Source organism: Hyphomicrobium methylovorum (genome assembly GCF_013626205.1).
GTDB classification, from domain to species: Bacteria; Pseudomonadota; Alphaproteobacteria; order Rhizobiales; family Hyphomicrobiaceae; genus Hyphomicrobium_B; species Hyphomicrobium_B methylovorum.
Genome location: NZ_QHJE01000001.1, coordinates 2,588,644 through 2,604,583, shown reverse-complemented (window position 1 = coordinate 2,604,583; position 15,940 = coordinate 2,588,644). Strand labels below are relative to the sequence as shown.

The 15,940-nt window shown below is 60.5% G+C and carries 14 protein-coding genes; 3 read left to right on the top strand and 11 right to left on the bottom strand.

Annotated elements, in window-relative coordinates; translation table 11 throughout:
* Positions 1 to 121 precede the first annotated feature (121 nt).
* On the bottom strand, positions 122 to 1,468 hold the full coding sequence (gene glmM / locus DLM45_RS12560) for a phosphoglucosamine mutase (protein ID WP_181337431.1): 1,347 nt from the start codon (positions 1,466 to 1,468) through the stop codon (positions 122 to 124).
* 334 nt (positions 1,469 to 1,802) lie between these two features.
* Here glmM and DLM45_RS12555 point away from each other — a divergent pair, with 334 nt between their 5' ends.
* Genes DLM45_RS12555 through DLM45_RS12545 form a run of 3 tightly spaced genes read left to right on the top strand, consistent with a single transcriptional unit; the run spans position 1,803 to position 4,579 of the window.
* On the top strand, positions 1,803 to 2,711 hold the full coding sequence (locus DLM45_RS12555; protein WP_181337430.1) for a ParA family protein: 909 nt from the start codon (positions 1,803 to 1,805) through the stop codon (positions 2,709 to 2,711).
* Between the two features lie 26 nt (positions 2,712 to 2,737).
* A complete protein-coding gene (locus DLM45_RS12550) occupies positions 2,738 to 3,208 on the top strand; it encodes a hypothetical protein (protein ID WP_181337429.1) in 471 nt (156 codons plus the stop codon).
* A gap of 39 nt (positions 3,209 to 3,247) precedes the next feature.
* Positions 3,248 to 4,579 carry an APC family permease gene (locus DLM45_RS12545; RefSeq protein WP_181337428.1) on the top strand — a complete coding sequence of 444 codons (1,332 nt, stop codon included), beginning with the start codon at positions 3,248 to 3,250 and terminating at the stop codon, positions 4,577 to 4,579.
* Between the two features lie 56 nt (positions 4,580 to 4,635).
* Here the strand turns inward: DLM45_RS12545 and folP are convergent, their stop codons facing one another.
* The 10 genes from folP to DLM45_RS12500 form a co-directional block, all read right to left on the bottom strand.
* Entirely contained in the window at positions 4,636 to 5,739 is a 1,104-nt protein-coding gene (gene folP / locus DLM45_RS12540) for a dihydropteroate synthase (protein WP_181337427.1), read from the bottom strand.
* Between the two features lie 87 nt (positions 5,740 to 5,826).
* Complete coding sequence (gene ftsH, locus DLM45_RS12535) at positions 5,827 to 7,785, bottom strand: ATP-dependent zinc metalloprotease FtsH (RefSeq protein ID WP_181337426.1); 1,959 nt, start codon at positions 7,783 to 7,785, stop codon at positions 5,827 to 5,829.
* A gap of 152 nt (positions 7,786 to 7,937) precedes the next feature.
* Entirely contained in the window at positions 7,938 to 9,272 is a 1,335-nt protein-coding gene (gene tilS, locus DLM45_RS12530) for a tRNA lysidine(34) synthetase TilS (protein WP_246317367.1), read from the bottom strand.
* 21 nt (positions 9,273 to 9,293) lie between these two features.
* Positions 9,294 to 10,313: a tol-pal system protein YbgF gene (ybgF, locus tag DLM45_RS12525; protein WP_181337425.1), complete on the bottom strand. Its 1,020-nt coding sequence runs from the start codon at positions 10,311 to 10,313 to the stop codon at positions 9,294 to 9,296.
* A 139-nt stretch (positions 10,314 to 10,452) separates the two neighbouring features.
* The gene (locus DLM45_RS12520; protein WP_246317363.1) at positions 10,453 to 11,172 is read right to left on the bottom strand and encodes an OmpA family protein; all 720 of its coding nucleotides are present in this window, start codon (positions 11,170 to 11,172) and stop codon (positions 10,453 to 10,455) included.
* Between the two features lie 219 nt (positions 11,173 to 11,391).
* A complete protein-coding gene (pal, locus tag DLM45_RS12515; protein WP_181337423.1) occupies positions 11,392 to 11,907 on the bottom strand; it encodes a peptidoglycan-associated lipoprotein Pal in 516 nt (171 codons plus the stop codon).
* A gap of 607 nt (positions 11,908 to 12,514) precedes the next feature.
* Positions 12,515 to 12,649 (bottom strand): hypothetical protein, encoded by a 135-nt coding sequence (locus tag DLM45_RS16650; protein WP_281365428.1) that lies wholly within the window; start codon positions 12,647 to 12,649, stop codon positions 12,515 to 12,517.
* A 256-nt stretch (positions 12,650 to 12,905) separates the two neighbouring features.
* Positions 12,906 to 14,252 (bottom strand): Tol-Pal system beta propeller repeat protein TolB, encoded by a 1,347-nt coding sequence (gene tolB, locus DLM45_RS12510; protein ID WP_181337422.1) that lies wholly within the window; start codon positions 14,250 to 14,252, stop codon positions 12,906 to 12,908.
* 76 nt (positions 14,253 to 14,328) lie between these two features.
* Positions 14,329 to 15,480, bottom strand: coding sequence for a cell envelope integrity protein TolA (gene tolA / locus DLM45_RS12505; RefSeq protein ID WP_181337421.1), 1,152 nt, complete (start codon positions 15,478 to 15,480; stop codon positions 14,329 to 14,331).
* 2 nt (positions 15,481 to 15,482) lie between these two features.
* Positions 15,483 to 15,935, bottom strand: coding sequence for an ExbD/TolR family protein (locus DLM45_RS12500; protein WP_181337420.1), 453 nt, complete (start codon positions 15,933 to 15,935; stop codon positions 15,483 to 15,485).
* Positions 15,936 to 15,940 lie beyond the last annotated feature (5 nt).

Sequence of the window (15,940 nt, the reverse complement as noted above, 5' to 3'; positions counted from 1 at the left end):
TCAAGAACGTTTAAGGGAGACTTAATCCGCGTAGGGAATTGAAACGCGGCGTCTCGGCTGGATCGTCCAGCAACACAACCGGCGGCCGACCTCCCCGTAGGAAGGCCGCACCTGCCGTCAATCAGGCGGCGGCTGTTTTCACCGCGTCAACGATATCACCCACGATCTGGGTAACGACCTGTTCGTCGTCACCCTCGGCCATAACGCGGATCACCGGCTCGGTGCCGGATGGCCGGATCACCAAACGCCCGTTCTCGCCGAGCTTTGACTTGGCACCCTCGATGGCCTTGACGACGCGCTTATCTTCAAGCGGCCGACCGCTGCCATAGCGCACGTTCTTCAGGATTTGCGGCAGCGGACGGAAACGGTTGCAGACCTCCGAAACCGGCTTTTCCATCGCCACGACGCAGGCCAGAACCTGCAAAGCCGAGACGAGGCCGTCGCCCGTCGTTGTAAAATCCGACAGGACAATATGCCCGGACTGTTCGCCGCCGACGTTGAAGCCGTGCTTGCGCATATGCTCGGTGACGTAGCGGTCGCCAACCGGCGTGCGCGCCATCGTCAGACCAATTCCCTTCAAATATCGTTCGAGCCCGAGGTTGCTCATCACCGTCGCGACGATGCCGCCCGCCGCAAGTTGACCGGAGCGATGCCAGCTCTCGGCGATCACCGCCATAAGCTGATCGCCGTTCACGATCTCGCCCTTCTCGTTGACGATTACCACTCGGTCGGCATCGCCATCGAGGCCAATGCCGATGTCCGCGCGGACTTCTTTGACCTTCTCGACCAGTGCGTCCGGCGAGGTTGAACCGCAATTCAGGTTGATGTTTTGGCCATTCGGCTCGACGCCGATCTTTATGACTTCCGCGCCAAGTTCCCAAAGCGCTTCCGGCGCCACCTTGTAGGCTGCCCCGTTGGCGCAATCGATCACGATCCTGAGCCCAGCGAGACGCAGGTTCTTCGGCATCGTCCGCTTCGCGAATTCGATATAGCGCTCCTGGGCGCTTTCAACCCGCGTCGCCCGCCCGATGTGCTGGGCTTCGACAAGCAGCGAACGCGTGTCCGCGTCGATCAGATCTTCGATCTGCTTCTCCATGTCGTCGGAGAGCTTGTAGCCATCCGGATCGAACAGCTTGATTCCGTTGTCGTCCGACGGGTTGTGCGACGCAGACAGCATCACGCCGAGATCCGCGCGGAGCGAGCGCGTGAGCATCGCGACAGCGGGCGTCGGCATCGGGCCGAGAAGGAACACGTCCATCCCGACCGAGGTGAAGCCAGACATGAGCGCCGCTTCGAGCATATAGCCCGAGAGCCGCGTATCCTTGCCGATGACGACCCGGTGTCGATGCGCGCCCGACCGGAAAACCGTTCCGGCCGCCATACCGACCTTCAGCGCGATTTCCGACGTCATCGGATGCCGGTTGGCCAACCCGCGAATGCCGTCCGTACCGAAATAGCGCCTGGTCATGTCCATTCCCCGTGTCGTGCCGAAGGCGCAAAATCGCGCCGCCGTCGTATCCAAAATAGTTTTGGACACCCCTGTTACCTGCCGCCCCCACGCCGTTGCCGGGGCAAAACGTTGCCGGTACGCACCAGGGGCCAGCCCATCCTGCCATCCCTATAGTTGAGCTACTGCAAATTTCCGGTCAATTTCCAGAATGTTGTAGGGACAAAATATCATCCTGAACCTATCGGGCCGGGTTGGATAGGGCCACGGAATCGGCCCATAGGTCGACTATCGAGTTTCGAACCGGCGGCCGGGGCACGAGGGCCGGGGCTTACGAATTGAGGGGTTGAGGGGCATGGCGGTATTTCTGGCAGTCGCAAACCGCAAGGGCGGGGTGGGCAAATCCACCGTTTCCGTCATGCTGGCGCACGCCCTTTCGGTCCACGGCGGCAAGCGGGTTCTGCTGATCGACCTCGATTCCCAGTGCAACGCCTCGCTGATCCTCATGGGCGGCCAGGGCTGGAACGAAGCCCGAAAGGCCGGCAAGACCATCGCCGACTATTTCTACGACCTGTTCGACGGAATTCCCGCCAACGCGCGCGATTACGTTTTCAAGAACGCCGGAGACGTAACCCTGGCAAATGGCAAGCCCGCGCCGATTTCCATCGTTCCCGGTTCGCTGCTGCTGGAGGACATCCAGGGCGAGTTGTACCTAAAGCAGGCAAGCCAGAGCAACGTGCCTGAAGTCGTCGCGAACCGCGTCCGCGGTCGCATGGAAAGCCTCGTTCGCCGTTTTGAAGGCGAGTACGACGTCGTGATCCTCGATTGCGCGCCAGGCCTGTCGTTCGCCGCACTCGCCGCACTGAAGACGGCCGACAAGGTGATCGTTCCGTTCCGCCCGGATTATGTGTCCCAGCTCGCCGTCGACCGCGTCGCGATGCTGATCGAAGACACGCGCAATCTGGACGATCTCGCTTCGATCCCAACGGAAGAACGGCGCTACGCCTGCCTCGCGAACTACGTCCGCAATGACGACCGCGATTACATGATGATCGAGGAAATCAGCCTCGTGCATCCGGTCCTGGAAACGTTCCTGCCCCAGCGCAACGGCATCGCCAATGCCTTCGACTACATCGGCCAGCCAAGATCCATCGAGACCAAGTATTCCGATGCTGCGGGCGACGTGAAGGAGCTATACCAGGAGATCACCAAACTTATTGACACGGTGATCGCAGCAAAGAAAACCAAGGTGTCGGCCGCCTGATCGGCCAAACCAGCAACGTGGCGAAGATGAGCAACGGCAGACAGCTCTGGCCTGGCGACGCGATGCGCAGCTTCTTTCGCGCGCATATCCGCCGTGAGACTTCACTTGATGACGCCGCCGCCGAGCGCCTCGCAACGGCGCTGACGAAGGCCGTCAATCGCATGCTCGTCTGGGACATGCCGTCGATTGACGAAGTCCCCGAAAAAGCGCCCGCATCGCGCCGCGCAAGCGCAACGCAATCGGAATCTGACAGCTCCTCGCCGCGCGAAGGCTTTAACCCGTATCTCTTTTCCGCAATCGTCGTGCTCGCCAAGCAAGGGCGCGATGGCCTTTTCAAGCGCCTGCAGGAAATCAAGACAGCGGAAAACCTGCGCGCCTTCGCCGAAGCCCAGCACGTTCCCGTCGAAAAATCGGTAAAACGTGTCGACGACATTCGCAAAGCCATCGTTGCAGCAGCGGAGCAACGCCTCGCCGATCGTAAGGCGGCCGCGAGCTGAAGCAACAGCGCACATACCCTAAGAACCCGGAGTGAATTGATGACGGCCGACATCGATACCGATGGCGCGCCGCGCCTCCGCCGGTCCATCGGAACGACGCAACTCGCCCTCTACGCGCTCGGCAGCATGGTGGGCTCCGGCATCTACGGCCTCATCGGCAAGGCCGCAGGACAAGCCGGATCGGCCGTGTGGCTCTCGTTCCTCGTCGCGCTGTTCGCGGCGCTGCTAACGTCGCTCTCGTACGCATCGCTCGGTTCGCGATACCCCCGCGCGGGCGGCGCCGCCTACATGACGGACCGAGCCTTCGGTATCCCGGTTCTGAGCTTCACCGTGGGCCTTGCGCTGATCGCATCCGGGCTGACGTCGATCGCCACTCAGTCGAAGATCTTCGCAGAAATTCTCGTTGATCTCACGGGCATCAGCATAGCCTCTCCGGCAGTCGTCGCCGTGGGCTTCCTGCTGATTATGACCGGCGTCGTCTTTCGCGGCATCCGCGAGAGCATCTGGGTCAACGTCGGCTGCACGATCATGGAAGTTTCGGGCCTCCTGCTCGTTATCATGTCGGGAATGTCCTACTGGGGCACCGTCGACTACTTCCAGACCCCGGCGGAACATGGCGACGCAACCCTCGCCGTCGTCGTGCTGCAAGCATCCGTCCTCGCATTCTTCGCCTTCATCGGCTTCGAAGATGCCATCAACGTCGCGGAGGAATGCAAGAACCCGGAAGTCACGATTCCGCTCGGCCTCGTCATCGCAACACTCGCAGCCGCGGTCCTTTATATCGGCGTTGCGATCACGGCCGTCTCCGTCGTGCCGTGGCAAGAGCTGGCCGAAGCGCCAAGCCCGCTGACCGAAGTGATGAAACGTAGCGCACCGTCGATACCGCCGTGGTTGATGAGCTTCATCGCGCTGTTCTCCGTCGCCAACACTGCGCTCGTGAACTACGTCACCGCGTCGAGATTGATTTACGGAATGGCGAACCAACGCCTGCTGCCGGAGCGATTTGCACGCGTCCACCGGACCCGTAGAACGCCTTATGTTGCGATCCTGGCGCTGCTTGTCGCGATGCTGCTTCTGCTTGTCATTGGAAATATCGCAGACCTCGCCGCCGCGACGGTGCTGCTGCTTCTCGTCGTCTTCATCGCCGTCAACGCATCTCTGATCGTGCTGAAGCGAAAGCCGGGCGAAGTGCCAGGCCGCTTTGAGATACCGATCATTCTGCCCGTTATCGGTTTGCTGATTTGCGGAACGCTTCTGGCCGTACGCATCGCAAGCTCGAACTGGAAGGCGCCAGCGCTTGCGATGGCAATCCTGCTAGCCAGCGTTGTCGCTTACGTTGTCCTGCGCGCTTCGAGAAAGGAACTGCGCTAACCACACGGCTTGCCCGTCATGCAAACGAACGGGGGCATATCAAAAAGCCCCTCGGCTCAATCGAGCCCCTTCTCGGTGCCCGCCATGCACGCGCGCCAGACGGCAATCGCTTGCTTCGTCTCTTTGACGTCATGAACCCGCACGATCTGCACGCCAGCCCCAACGCCCGCTATGGCGCAAGCAAGCGAGCCCGGCACCCGGTCCTTGGCATCGGCTACGTCGCATAGTTCGCCGATCATCTTCTTGCGGCTGGCCCCAAGCAGCAGCGCCACGCCAAGCCCGTGATAGAGCGACAGACCCGCCATAACCGCAACGTTGTGGTGGAGGTGCTTACCGAAACCAATGCCGGGATCCGCAACGATCTTCGTCTTCGGAATACCCGCCGCGACGCACGCCTGAATGCGCCCTTCCAGATAATCGAAAACATCGAGAACGACGTCATCATACTTCGGGTCGTCGTTCATCGTCTTCGGGTCGCCCTGCGCATGCATCAGGATGACCGGCAATCCCGTCTCAACAGCAACGGATAGCGCCTCAGGATCATGCGTAAACGCCGAGACGTCATTGAGAATATCAGCACCGGCTTCGGCCGCGCGTTTCATCACCTCTGACTTCCGCGTGTCGACTGAAATCACCGCGTCCGTTCGCGCGCGCAGTCCCTCGATCACCGGAATGACGCGCCGCAATTCATCGTCAACCGCAACAGCATCCGACTTCGGACGCGTGCTTTCGCCGCCGATGTCGAGAATATCGGCCCCGTGCTCTACGAGTTTCAGCCCGTGCGCGATCGCCGCCTCGGTCGAAGAAAACTGCCCTCCGTCCGAAAAGCTGTCCGGGGTCACGTTGACGATGCCCATGATGCGCGGCCGATCAAGAGACATCCCGGCGAACCGCGGACGCTGTTCGGATAGCTCCTGCAGAATATCCGCCGCTGCGAGTGCTTCCCGTCCCCAGTCGCCGCTAAATGCGTCACCAAGCACAATCGTACGGCGCGTGGTGTTGGGGCTTCCGCGCGTCAGAACATCGAGAGCCGCGAAGGATAGCTGTCCGCCCGCAAGCGGCAGTCCGCGCCATTCGGGAATGTCGGGCTGATCGATAGGACGACGCTCGGCACGGCTCCAGAACACAGCGGTCGGCTGCAAGTAGATCGAGCGTTTCATGGGAGGAACTTTCCGCGCAAAAGAATAGCGGCCGCGAAGGTATCGCGACCGCCAGATTATTCAAAGTGGGCAGCCGCCCAAGGCATCTTACTGCGGCTGCGGTTCAGGACCGGGCCCAATATCGATGCCACCGGTTGACTCGCCGCGCGGCCTCGGTGGTTGACGACCCGCTGATGGCACCGCCGAACCGGCAGGCCCACGCGTGTTGTCATCATCGCTACGCCGCACGACCTTCTCGCCGCGCATGATCGCCTGGCAATCTTCGCCCGAGATGGTTTCGTATTCCATCAGAGCCTGCGCCATCGCTTCAAGTTCGGCCTTATGCTTTGTCAGAACGTCCCAAGCAATCTTCTGCCCGGTCGTCACGATGCGCCGCACTTCTTCGTCGATGAGCTTGGCAGTTTCCTCGCTCATGTTCTTCTGCTGCGTGATCGAATGCCCGAGGAAGACCTCTTGCTGGTTTTCCGAATAGAGCAGCGGACCAAGAACCTCGCTCATACCCCACTCAGTCACCATCCGCTTGGCGATACCCGTCGCCTGACTGATGTCGCTGGAAGCACCGGTATTGAGGTGTTCGCGTCCATAGATGATCTGCTCTGCAACGCGGCCGCCGAACGCCATCGCGATTTTGCCCTCGCACCATTCTTTCGAATAGCTGAGACGGTCACGCTCCGGCAAACTCATCGTTACGCCAAGTGCACGGCCACGCGGAATGATCGTCACCTTGTGCAACGGATCGTTGCCCGGCACGACAAGGTTCACGATGGCGTGGCCTGCTTCGTGATAGGCAGTCGCGAGTTTCTCTTCCTCGGTCATGGCCATGGTCTTGCGCTCGGCGCCCATCATGACCTTGTCTTTGGAATCTTCAAACTCGGCCTGCGTCACGAGCCGCTTGTTGCGGCGAGCAGCCAACAGAGCCGCCTCGTTCACGAGGTTCGCAAGATCGGCGCCCGAGAACCCAGGCGTACCGCGAGCAATAACCTTCGCATCAACGTCCGGCGCAAGCGGCACCTTTTTCATGTGAACGCGCAGAATTCTCTCGCGCCCGACCACATCCGGATTGGGAACGACGATCTGACGGTCGAAACGGCCAGGCCGCAGCAACGCCGGATCGAGCACGTCGGGACGGTTCGTCGCCGCGATGATGATGATGCCCTCGTTCGCTTCGAAGCCATCCATCTCGACCAGCAACTGGTTGAGCGTCTGTTCGCGCTCGTCGTTACCGCCGCCGAGACCGGCGCCGCGATGACGTCCGACCGCGTCGATTTCGTCGATGAAGATGATGCACGGCGCGTTCTTCTTCGCCTGCTCGAACATATCGCGCACGCGGCTTGCGCCGACGCCGACGAACATCTCGACGAAGTCGGAACCGGAGATCGTGAAGAACGGAACGTTTGCTTCGCCGGCAACCGCACGGGCGATCAGCGTCTTACCGGTGCCCGGAGGGCCGACCAGCAAACAGCCGCGCGGAATGCGTCCACCGAGGCGCTGAAACTTCTGCGGATCACGCAGGAATTCAACAATCTCTTCGAGATCGGATTTCGCTTCGTCGACACCAGCCACATCTTCAAACGTCACGCGGCCATGCCGCTCCGTCAAAAGCTTGGCGCGAGATTTTCCGAAGCCCATGGCCCGGCCGGAGCCGGACTGCATCTGACGCATGAAAAAGATCCACACGCCGATGAGGAGCAGCATCGGGAACCAACTCAGCAGTATGCTGGTGATCGATTGCACTTCGTCCTCTGAAGGTCGCGCTTTGAACTTCACGCCCTTTTCGCGCAAGCGCGTGACGAGGTTAGGATCTTCCGGCGCATAGGTCGAGAACGCAGTCTCGGCCGAAGCGGCGTCACGCCGCGTGCCGGTTATCCGATTTCCGGCCAAAACAGCTTCCGAAATCGTGCCCTTATCAACGGCATCGAGAAATTCGGAATACTGAATTTCGTTGGTGCGCCGAGCCTGGCCCGGATTGCTGACCAAATTATAAAGCGCGAGCAGCAACACGAGGAGCGCCGCCCAAATCGCAAGCTTCTGATAATTAGGGTTCATTTGGTTCCCTGCTGACGCCCGCCGCGCCCATCGGCGGCAGGGGGACCGGGCTCGTGGCCGGATCGCCGGATTAACATAGGTGTCTCTCTATCGCCGCACAAGTTCACCTGATGACATCCGAGAGACCATTCAGTCAGGATGCCGCCAAATCCTTAATAAGGAGCAGCGGACGGCTCCAGGGCCTCCACCCCGCAACCCGCCTGCTCCAGAAAAGCAACGTCTGCACGCACAAATGGCATGAGCGACGGCACTGCAACAAGACGATCGCCAGCCCAAAACGCCGGAAGCGCATGCGCGGCCCGCGCCGGAGGCCGGCCGCCAGAAATGAGGGTTTCACAGATTTTGGGATAATCTTTGGCGCCGAGCGCTCTCACCGTCACCGGCCCAGCCGCCGACGCGAACCGGGTGACGCGAAATCGACGGTCCCAAATTTTGCTCTCGCCAGGTTGCAGCGGAAGGTCGGCATCAACAAGCCGCCCAGCTTCGCGCCAAATGCGAATGAAGCGCTGCCCGGCCGTCACCATCGCCCCGCCGAGCGTCGCTGTGCATTTGCTCTCGTGCCGAAGCCTTTCAGTCAGGTTCTCGATCTCATCGAGGCGCGGACGCTCACTGGCTCCGCCATACCGTGCGATCAACCGCGACATCAGACGCTGCCCGAGAAGCTCAGGCCCAGCCCGAAACGCATCGCGCGCAAATTGACCGAACACATCGTTCCCGAATGTCAGACCAAGCGTGGCACGGAACTGATCGTCGGCAAACCTGAGAGCGGCCTCCGCCTCACCGAGCCGACGCGCCGAGAGCGCAATCGCCGCTGAAGAAATCCCAGCAGCATTGAGCGCCGCCATCGCCTGGCGAACTCGCGCCCGCTCGTATTTTCCATCCACATTGGTCGGATCATCAAACGAAGGAACCCCGGCTTCCTCGAGCGTCGCCACCAGACGGCACTTCTCAATCGATAGAAGCGGCCGAACCAGATCGATCCCCGAGTCGTCCGTCAACGGACGCACTGCTCGCATGGCTGCAAGTCCGTTGACTCCCGAACCGCGCGCAAGACGCATCGCGAAGGTCTCGGCCTGATCGTCAAGATGATGCGCCGTCACGATCGCAACACGCCGCCCGATACCGAGTGCGTTGGCGTGCTCTTCCAGAAGACGGTATCGCGCGCGACGCGCCGCATCGGGCACACCCGCCAACGGCTTCTCAGACAGCCACATGAGAATCGTATGATCGAGTTGGAGCTCCGCTGCCACCCGCCCAACGAAAACAGCCTCCGCCGTCGACTCCGCACGAAGACGATGATCGACGGTCGCAACTGAAATTGTGGGAGCAGTTCCGCCGCGCCGGAGCCGCCAGCGGGCTGCCAGCAGCATCAGCGCCATGCTGTCAGGCCCGCCCGAAACCGCCAGCACGACATGATCGTAGCGTTTGAGGCAATCGAACGCGGCGTCCGCCTCAGCCTCTGTCACGTCTGATCGATCGTCACGCAACACAACACGTCCAGCCTGCGCCTATTGGCACCCAATCCGCTGCCGCTCGCTTTGCGCCCGCGTCTTGATGCTCTGCGGAGCCGTCGGGAACTTGCTCGAGAGTTCCGAGAACGACGAGCAAGCAGCCTCTTTCTGCCCGAGCCGATCGAGCGACATCGCCAGCTTCAAGAGGCTATCCGGCGCTTTCCCGCTCTGCCCATACGTCTGGTAGCCCTTCAGAAACGCGCCAGCAGCAGACTTATATTGTCCGCGCACGAAATGCGTCTCACCCAACCAGTACTGAGCATTGCCTGAGAGCGAGTCGTTCGGAAACTTGCTCAGAAATTCCGTGAATGACGTTTCCGCCGCTCCATAGTCACGCTGCAGCAAGTAGCCGTATGCAGTTTCATAAAGCTGCTTCGGATCGTTGATGCCGTCGCTCGCGGGCGGCAGCGCCGCCGTCGCAACCTGAGACGCGGCAGGAACAAGTCCGTCGCGCGGCGGCGGACCAACCTGAGCAACCGTCCCGTTCGAGTCACCGTGGCCTTCGAGCAATCCGCCGATTGCATCGTGTCCCTGCGAAACGGTCGTCGAACCGAAACCGCCGGTCAGATCCGTGCTGTCAAAACCGCCGGACGCATCCGCCGTCGCTTTTTCGGATGGCAACGGAATCTCGGAACGCTTCGGTGAGCCCCCAAGGCTCCGCACCTGATCGGAAAGATTCTGCAGTTCGCTCGTCAGCGCTCGGATCTGTGTTTCGAGACCATCGATGCGCGCAGCGTCCGCGCTAGAACCGGCAGCAGCAGCGGGGAACGGCGCGGCCGCGCCACCGTTCTTGGAAAGCGATTCCAGCGTGCCGATCACAACCTGCATATCGACGAGCTGCTCTTCGAGACTCTCGACTCGAGCCTTCAACGCCGCATCGCCCCCGGCCGCTGCAGGCGCAGCGCCCTTTGCCGGTGCTTTCGACTGCGCAAACGAAGGCGAGGCGGCAAGCGCGAGCATCATCGCCGCCGCTGAAAGACTCATAAAACCTGCGTGCAGCCGCTCAAGTCTGGCCATCCTTGGCCTCTCTCCGTGTCAATCGGTTCTCGTCTATAGCGCGCGCTCGCCAGATTGAAACCAGGACATCAGGGCGCTTCAAACGTTCAACTGTCTATGTATGCAGGGTACCTGGGAATCTCCCGCACGCAAACCAGCACTAGCGTTCGAGGTCCAGCTCGGCGCCCATCGACGTTTTTGCTATTCCCCGCGCAGGCGAAACCGTGGAGTCGAGCAAGCTGCTGGAGCCGAGGTCGTTAATATAAACCTCAGCGGTCCGATTCTGCGCTTTGCAGATCGCCTCTTTACAGGTCGCGAGCCGTCCCTCGCGGCCCGTCGACTCGACTCGTATCCGCCGGCTATCCACTCCCGACGCGACAAGCCGTTCACGAACCGCTTCCGCACGCCCCTGGGACAACAGCTGTCCAGCCTGCGCGGTGCCTCCGTCGTCAGACCGTCCGATCACCGTGACCGTAAGATCGGGCCGCGCCTTCAACCAGCGCGCCTGATTCTCGATCACATTCCGCGCGCGCCCACCAATCAACGAGCTGTCTTCCGCGAAGAAGACTCGATCGCCCACTTCGAGAAGAAACGCATGACGGTACTGCGCGCTGCGATCGAGGTTCTCGGCATGGATTGCAGCGCGGACTTCCGGATCTTGAACGCCCTCATCAAGCCGCTCAAGCGCACGCCGCGCACGAGCAGCTTCCATCGAGTTCGGAAAAGCGGAAATCAGCTTGTCGAAAATCCGCCGAGCCGAGTCGTCGGCGTGATCGGCAACGGCATCCAATCCATCGGTAAGGAGTTCGATCGGCGTCTCGCCGTCAGCGGCGTTATCGTCCTGAGCGGCGGCAGCCGCGACGAGAGGAGAGAGCGCCATCATGAGCGCCAAGGCCGCGCCGAAAACGACTCGCGATGAGCAGAGCTTGTACATGGCAACAGCGGCGCAACTTCTGGACTGCCGCCGTTATGCTGATCCAATAGGGCTAAACTTTGCCGGAATAAGGACCCCCATAAGCTCTTGTGGAGTACCGGCCTGTGGCATGCCCGACTGTGGCAAAAACGAGCCAGATAAACCGGCCCGTCGCCCTATCGAAATCTAGCGCTCGCTGACGCGTCCGCCGCTGTTCAGGACAGTCTGTGCACGGCGGTTCTGCGACCAGCACGAAATGTCGTCGCAAACTGCAACCGGGCGCTCTTTGCCATACGAAATGGTGCGAATGCGGCCGCCGTTGATTCCATGTTGCGAAAGGAAATTGCGCACGGTCGTTGCACGCCGCGCACCCAGCGCGATGTTGTACTCGCGCGTGCCACGTTCGTCGGCATGGCCTTCGATGGTGATCGCGTACTGCGGGTACTGCTGCAACCACTGAGCCTGCTTCATCAGTGTCTGAGACGCTTCCGCGGTGAGATCAATCGAGTCGGTCGAGAAGTAGACGATATCGCCGACGTTCTGCGTGAAGTCACGCTGCGAGCCCGGCGTCGCATTTCCGTATTTGCCGCTCAATGCATCGGGTGCGAGTTCTTTGTTCGAAGCACAGGCACCCAGCGCGACCATTGCAATCGAAACGAAGGCGAGGCGCAGGCCAGTGCTCCGCGCGAACGATGCCAGCATTCCGTTTTTCCTCTTCGTCTCGACTGAACACCACGGAAAAGACAGATCAGCGTACTTAGTTCCGGGTGGTGCACGTGTTGTCTGCGTTTAGATGACCGTTCTGCCAAAAATGTGGCCATTTGAACGGACCAATGAGGTATTCCTGCGAAATTTGCTCGGTTTAGCGGCGATTTCGAGTGGCATCTCTAACACTGCAGCGATGGCAGGTGTGTGCGGCGAAATCGATACCAACACTTTTCTTGCGACTTGGCCGCCTTGTTTCCCGCCCTGTCGCTGATGCGACACGCGCCGGGAATCACTCACGCTCGCGTCCAATGCAGACGAGCTAATCCAGCCTCACACCGGATTCGTCGAATCGGCAAATACCGTTCGGAACGCCCACACAACAACGCTCAACACGAAACAAACAGACGCCCAAAAAGCTCAAGACCGAGATGACGGCGAGGATATCGCCAACAGCTCGGCCTTGAAGAGTAGTATGAAACCCGCCTGTTGAAGACAGGCAGCGCGTGTTGCGCGACCTGCCCCGCAACAATCGACCTAACCGTATAGACAGCTAAGACGACTGCGTTTTTCAGTGTCCTTTGAAAACCAAAGAACTCGCTAATTAGCGAGCGATCTGGTCGCCAGCGGTCGGGCCGCCAAGCTTCAAAGGAACATGCTCAGCTTCGCGACGGCAAGCGCCAACCGCAATAGCCGTTGCTACGACTGACAGAAGGATCAGCCCCTTCACACCCTGCATGGTCATATCTCCTGATACGATTCCGGCTAAAGCCGTACTCTGGGGTACTTGCAGGGCGCGTCCCGATCAAGAACCGAGGGGCCAAACGTCAAGTTTTCCAAACGGGTAGATGCGAAAATGCAACGGGCATGAGTGGGCGAAATTCAACACTTTTGCAGATGCAATCAAGGTTAATAAGGCCATGATTTTTCATGGCTTTTACTGCATCCCGCAACGCAACCGCCGCGCTTGCGGCAGTGCGTTCGTAAACAGGGTGTTAATTGAGAAGCGGTGACCACGCCGGGTCAGAAGCGAACGATGGCGTCTGCACTTGCCGCTCGTTGTAGCCCGTAATGTCGACTGAGAAGATTCTCGGGCCGCCTCTGCCGCCCTGCGAGTCGCGCCAGAACATCAACACACGCCCGTTTGGCGCCCAAGTCGGCCCTTCGTTATGGAAGCCCTCGGTCAAAACGCGCTCGCCTGAACCGTCCGGCTTCATCACGCCGATCAAGAATCGCCCGCCGGACTGCTTCGTGAAGGCGATGTAGTCGCCACGCGGCGACCAAACCGGCGTTGAATAGCTTCCGTCGCCCATTGAGATCGAGCGCGCGCCGGAACCGTCCGAGTTCATGACGTAGAGCCGCTGCGCTCCATCGCGATCGCTTTCAAACGCGATCTGATTCCCATCCGGCGAATAGCTGGGACTCGTGTCGATGCCGTCCGACTGCGTGAGCCGCCGCGACTGACGGGTTCTGAGATCCAATTCATAGATGCTCGATCGCCCATCCGGCGTGCCAAGGCTCATCACCACGCGCTGCCCATCAGGCGAAAAGCGCGGCGCGAACGTCATGCCCGGAAAATCGCCCACGAGTTCGCGACGACCGCTCTCAAGGTTCATGATGAAAACCTTGGGCTGATCGCTGGTGTAAGACATGTACGTGATTTCTTGGTTCGTCGGCGAGAACCGGGGCGTCAGCACAAGCTCGTCGCCCTTGCTCAGCAAGCGCACGTTGGCTCCGTCCTGATCCATTATCGCCAGGCGCTTGATCCGCTTTTCCTTCGAACCCGTCTCGTCGACGAACACGACGCGCGTATCGAAATAGCCCTTTTCGCCCGTCATACGCTCATAAACGCTATCCGCGATCATGTGCGCGATGCGCCGCCAGTTCTGTGCCGATGTTGAGAACCGCTGCCCTGCGAGCTGCTTGCCACCTGCCACGTCCCACAACCGGAACTCTGCGCCAACCCGGCCGTCACCGCCATTGACGATTCGGCCAACGACCAACGCGTCCGCTTGGATGGAGCGCCAATCGCCAAAGCGCGGCGCGGAATTGATATCGCGCACCTGTTCGAGAAACGACGCCCGGTCGAGAGGCCGGAACAACCCCGAGCGTTCGAGGTCGGCTTGCACGACGTCGGAAATATCGGCCGCCAGCTTTTGATCGTCACCGACGAAAAACGGCACCGCGATCGGGATCGGCGCGATCGTTCCTTCGGTCTGCGTGCCCTTGAGCTGCGCGAACGCCGACGACGATAACCCCGCTGCACCAATCAGCGCGGCCATGACGGCCGAGAGGACGGAAAGCATCGCGTTTCGGCTGTCATACGATTTCATGATGGGCATGGATCCGTCGCTGAAAGGATTGAAATCAATTCGCTGGTGGTTCGCTTCGCCGTCGAATGAAGCAACTTTGCGGCGATTACAACATTTCGCGCGGATCGAACGTCCAGTCGATGAAGCGCCACCCGCCTTCGTATTTATCGGGCGGAAGCCGGAAAGGTGAGCACATTCTGACCGCCCGAAGCGCGGCTTCTGTGTAAACTTGTCCCGCAACCGTGGACGGAGCTGACGCGACGCGCGGGTCGCCAGCAAGCGAGCCGTCGGGGTTCAGTTCCCAATGCAGCACGACGACGGGCACCTCGCTGCCGCCACCCGTGCCCGGCGGACGCCAGCAGCCATTAAGCTGCGATTTCAGCATTCCCTTGAGCAAATCCTGCTCGCGCGCCGATAGAACCGTGTCGGCTCCTGTCGCGGTGCCAGCTTCCTGGCCAAACTTTTCTGCATCAGCCTTGGAGCCCGCTGCCTGCTGGCCCTTCTTGCGCGGATCCTTGTCCAGAAGCGCCTTCGGCTTCGCGTCATCCGCGGATTTCTCGAGGAGCGACGCGATACGGCTTGGATCGAACTGCTTCTTGGCAGCTTCGGCCTTTTTCTTTGCCTCTTCCTGCTTCTTTTTCTTGAGCTCAGCGGCTTTCTTCTTGGCCGCTTCCGCTTTTTTCTTGGCTTCGGCTTCAGCTTTCTTCTTGGCTTCTTCTTCAGCCTTTTTCTTCGCTTCTTCAGCGGCTTGCTTTGCCGCTTCTGCGGCCTTCTCCTGAGCTTCCGCTTCCGCCTCAGCCTTCTGTTGAGCGGCCTCCGCCGCGGCCTTGGCCGCTTCTTCAGCCTTCTTGGCATCGTCCGCGCGACGCTCCGCCTCGATCTTTTCTTCGAGAAGTTTCTTCTCGTCGATCGTGGGACCGGTGGGTTCAGGCTCGGGCGTTGGAGGTTCGGGCTCCGGCGGCGGCTCGACTTTGGCCACTTCCTGCTCGGAGGGTGGCGGCGGAGGCGGCGGAGCGTTGTTCGGCTTCTTCGTGTCGTTCTGGCTGTCGTCCGGCGTCGGCTCTTCTTTGGCCTTCGTCTCGAGATTCTTCGCGTCCTCACTGCCCTGCTTGAGACGCAGGAATTCGGACGGCGATATGATGTCAGCCGAAATCGCAGGCGTGTCCGGCGTCAGCTCAGGGGTCGAGCGCAGATCGAGTAGCGCCCACCCCAGCAGTGCTGCGTGGAACACAAAGGACAGAACAAGTCCGAAGGGCACGGCTAAGTGCCTCCCTGCTCCTGATCGAGAACGAACGACAGCTTCTTGAAGCCTCCGTCGTTGATGCGCCCCATCACCTTCATCACGACGCCATAGGGCACGCCGCGGTCGCCGCGAACGAAGATCGTCTCGTCGTAACCGTTCTTGGCAATCGCCTTCAGCTTCACAGGAAGCTCGTCGAGCGGAACCGGGGAATCTCCGATGAACACATCACCGTTGGCCTTCACGGTAACGGCCAGCGGCTCCTGCTTCGGCGTCGGGATTTGCTGCCCCTTCGCTTCCGGCAAATCGACCGGAATACCGACCTGCAGCAGCGGCGCCGCCACCATGAAGATGATCAGCAGCACCAACATCACGTCGACCATCGGCGTGACGTTGATTTCGCTCATCGGCATATTGCGGGCACGACGACGTCTGCCGCCGCCACCGCCACCCATTTTGATACTGGCACCCATAGGGC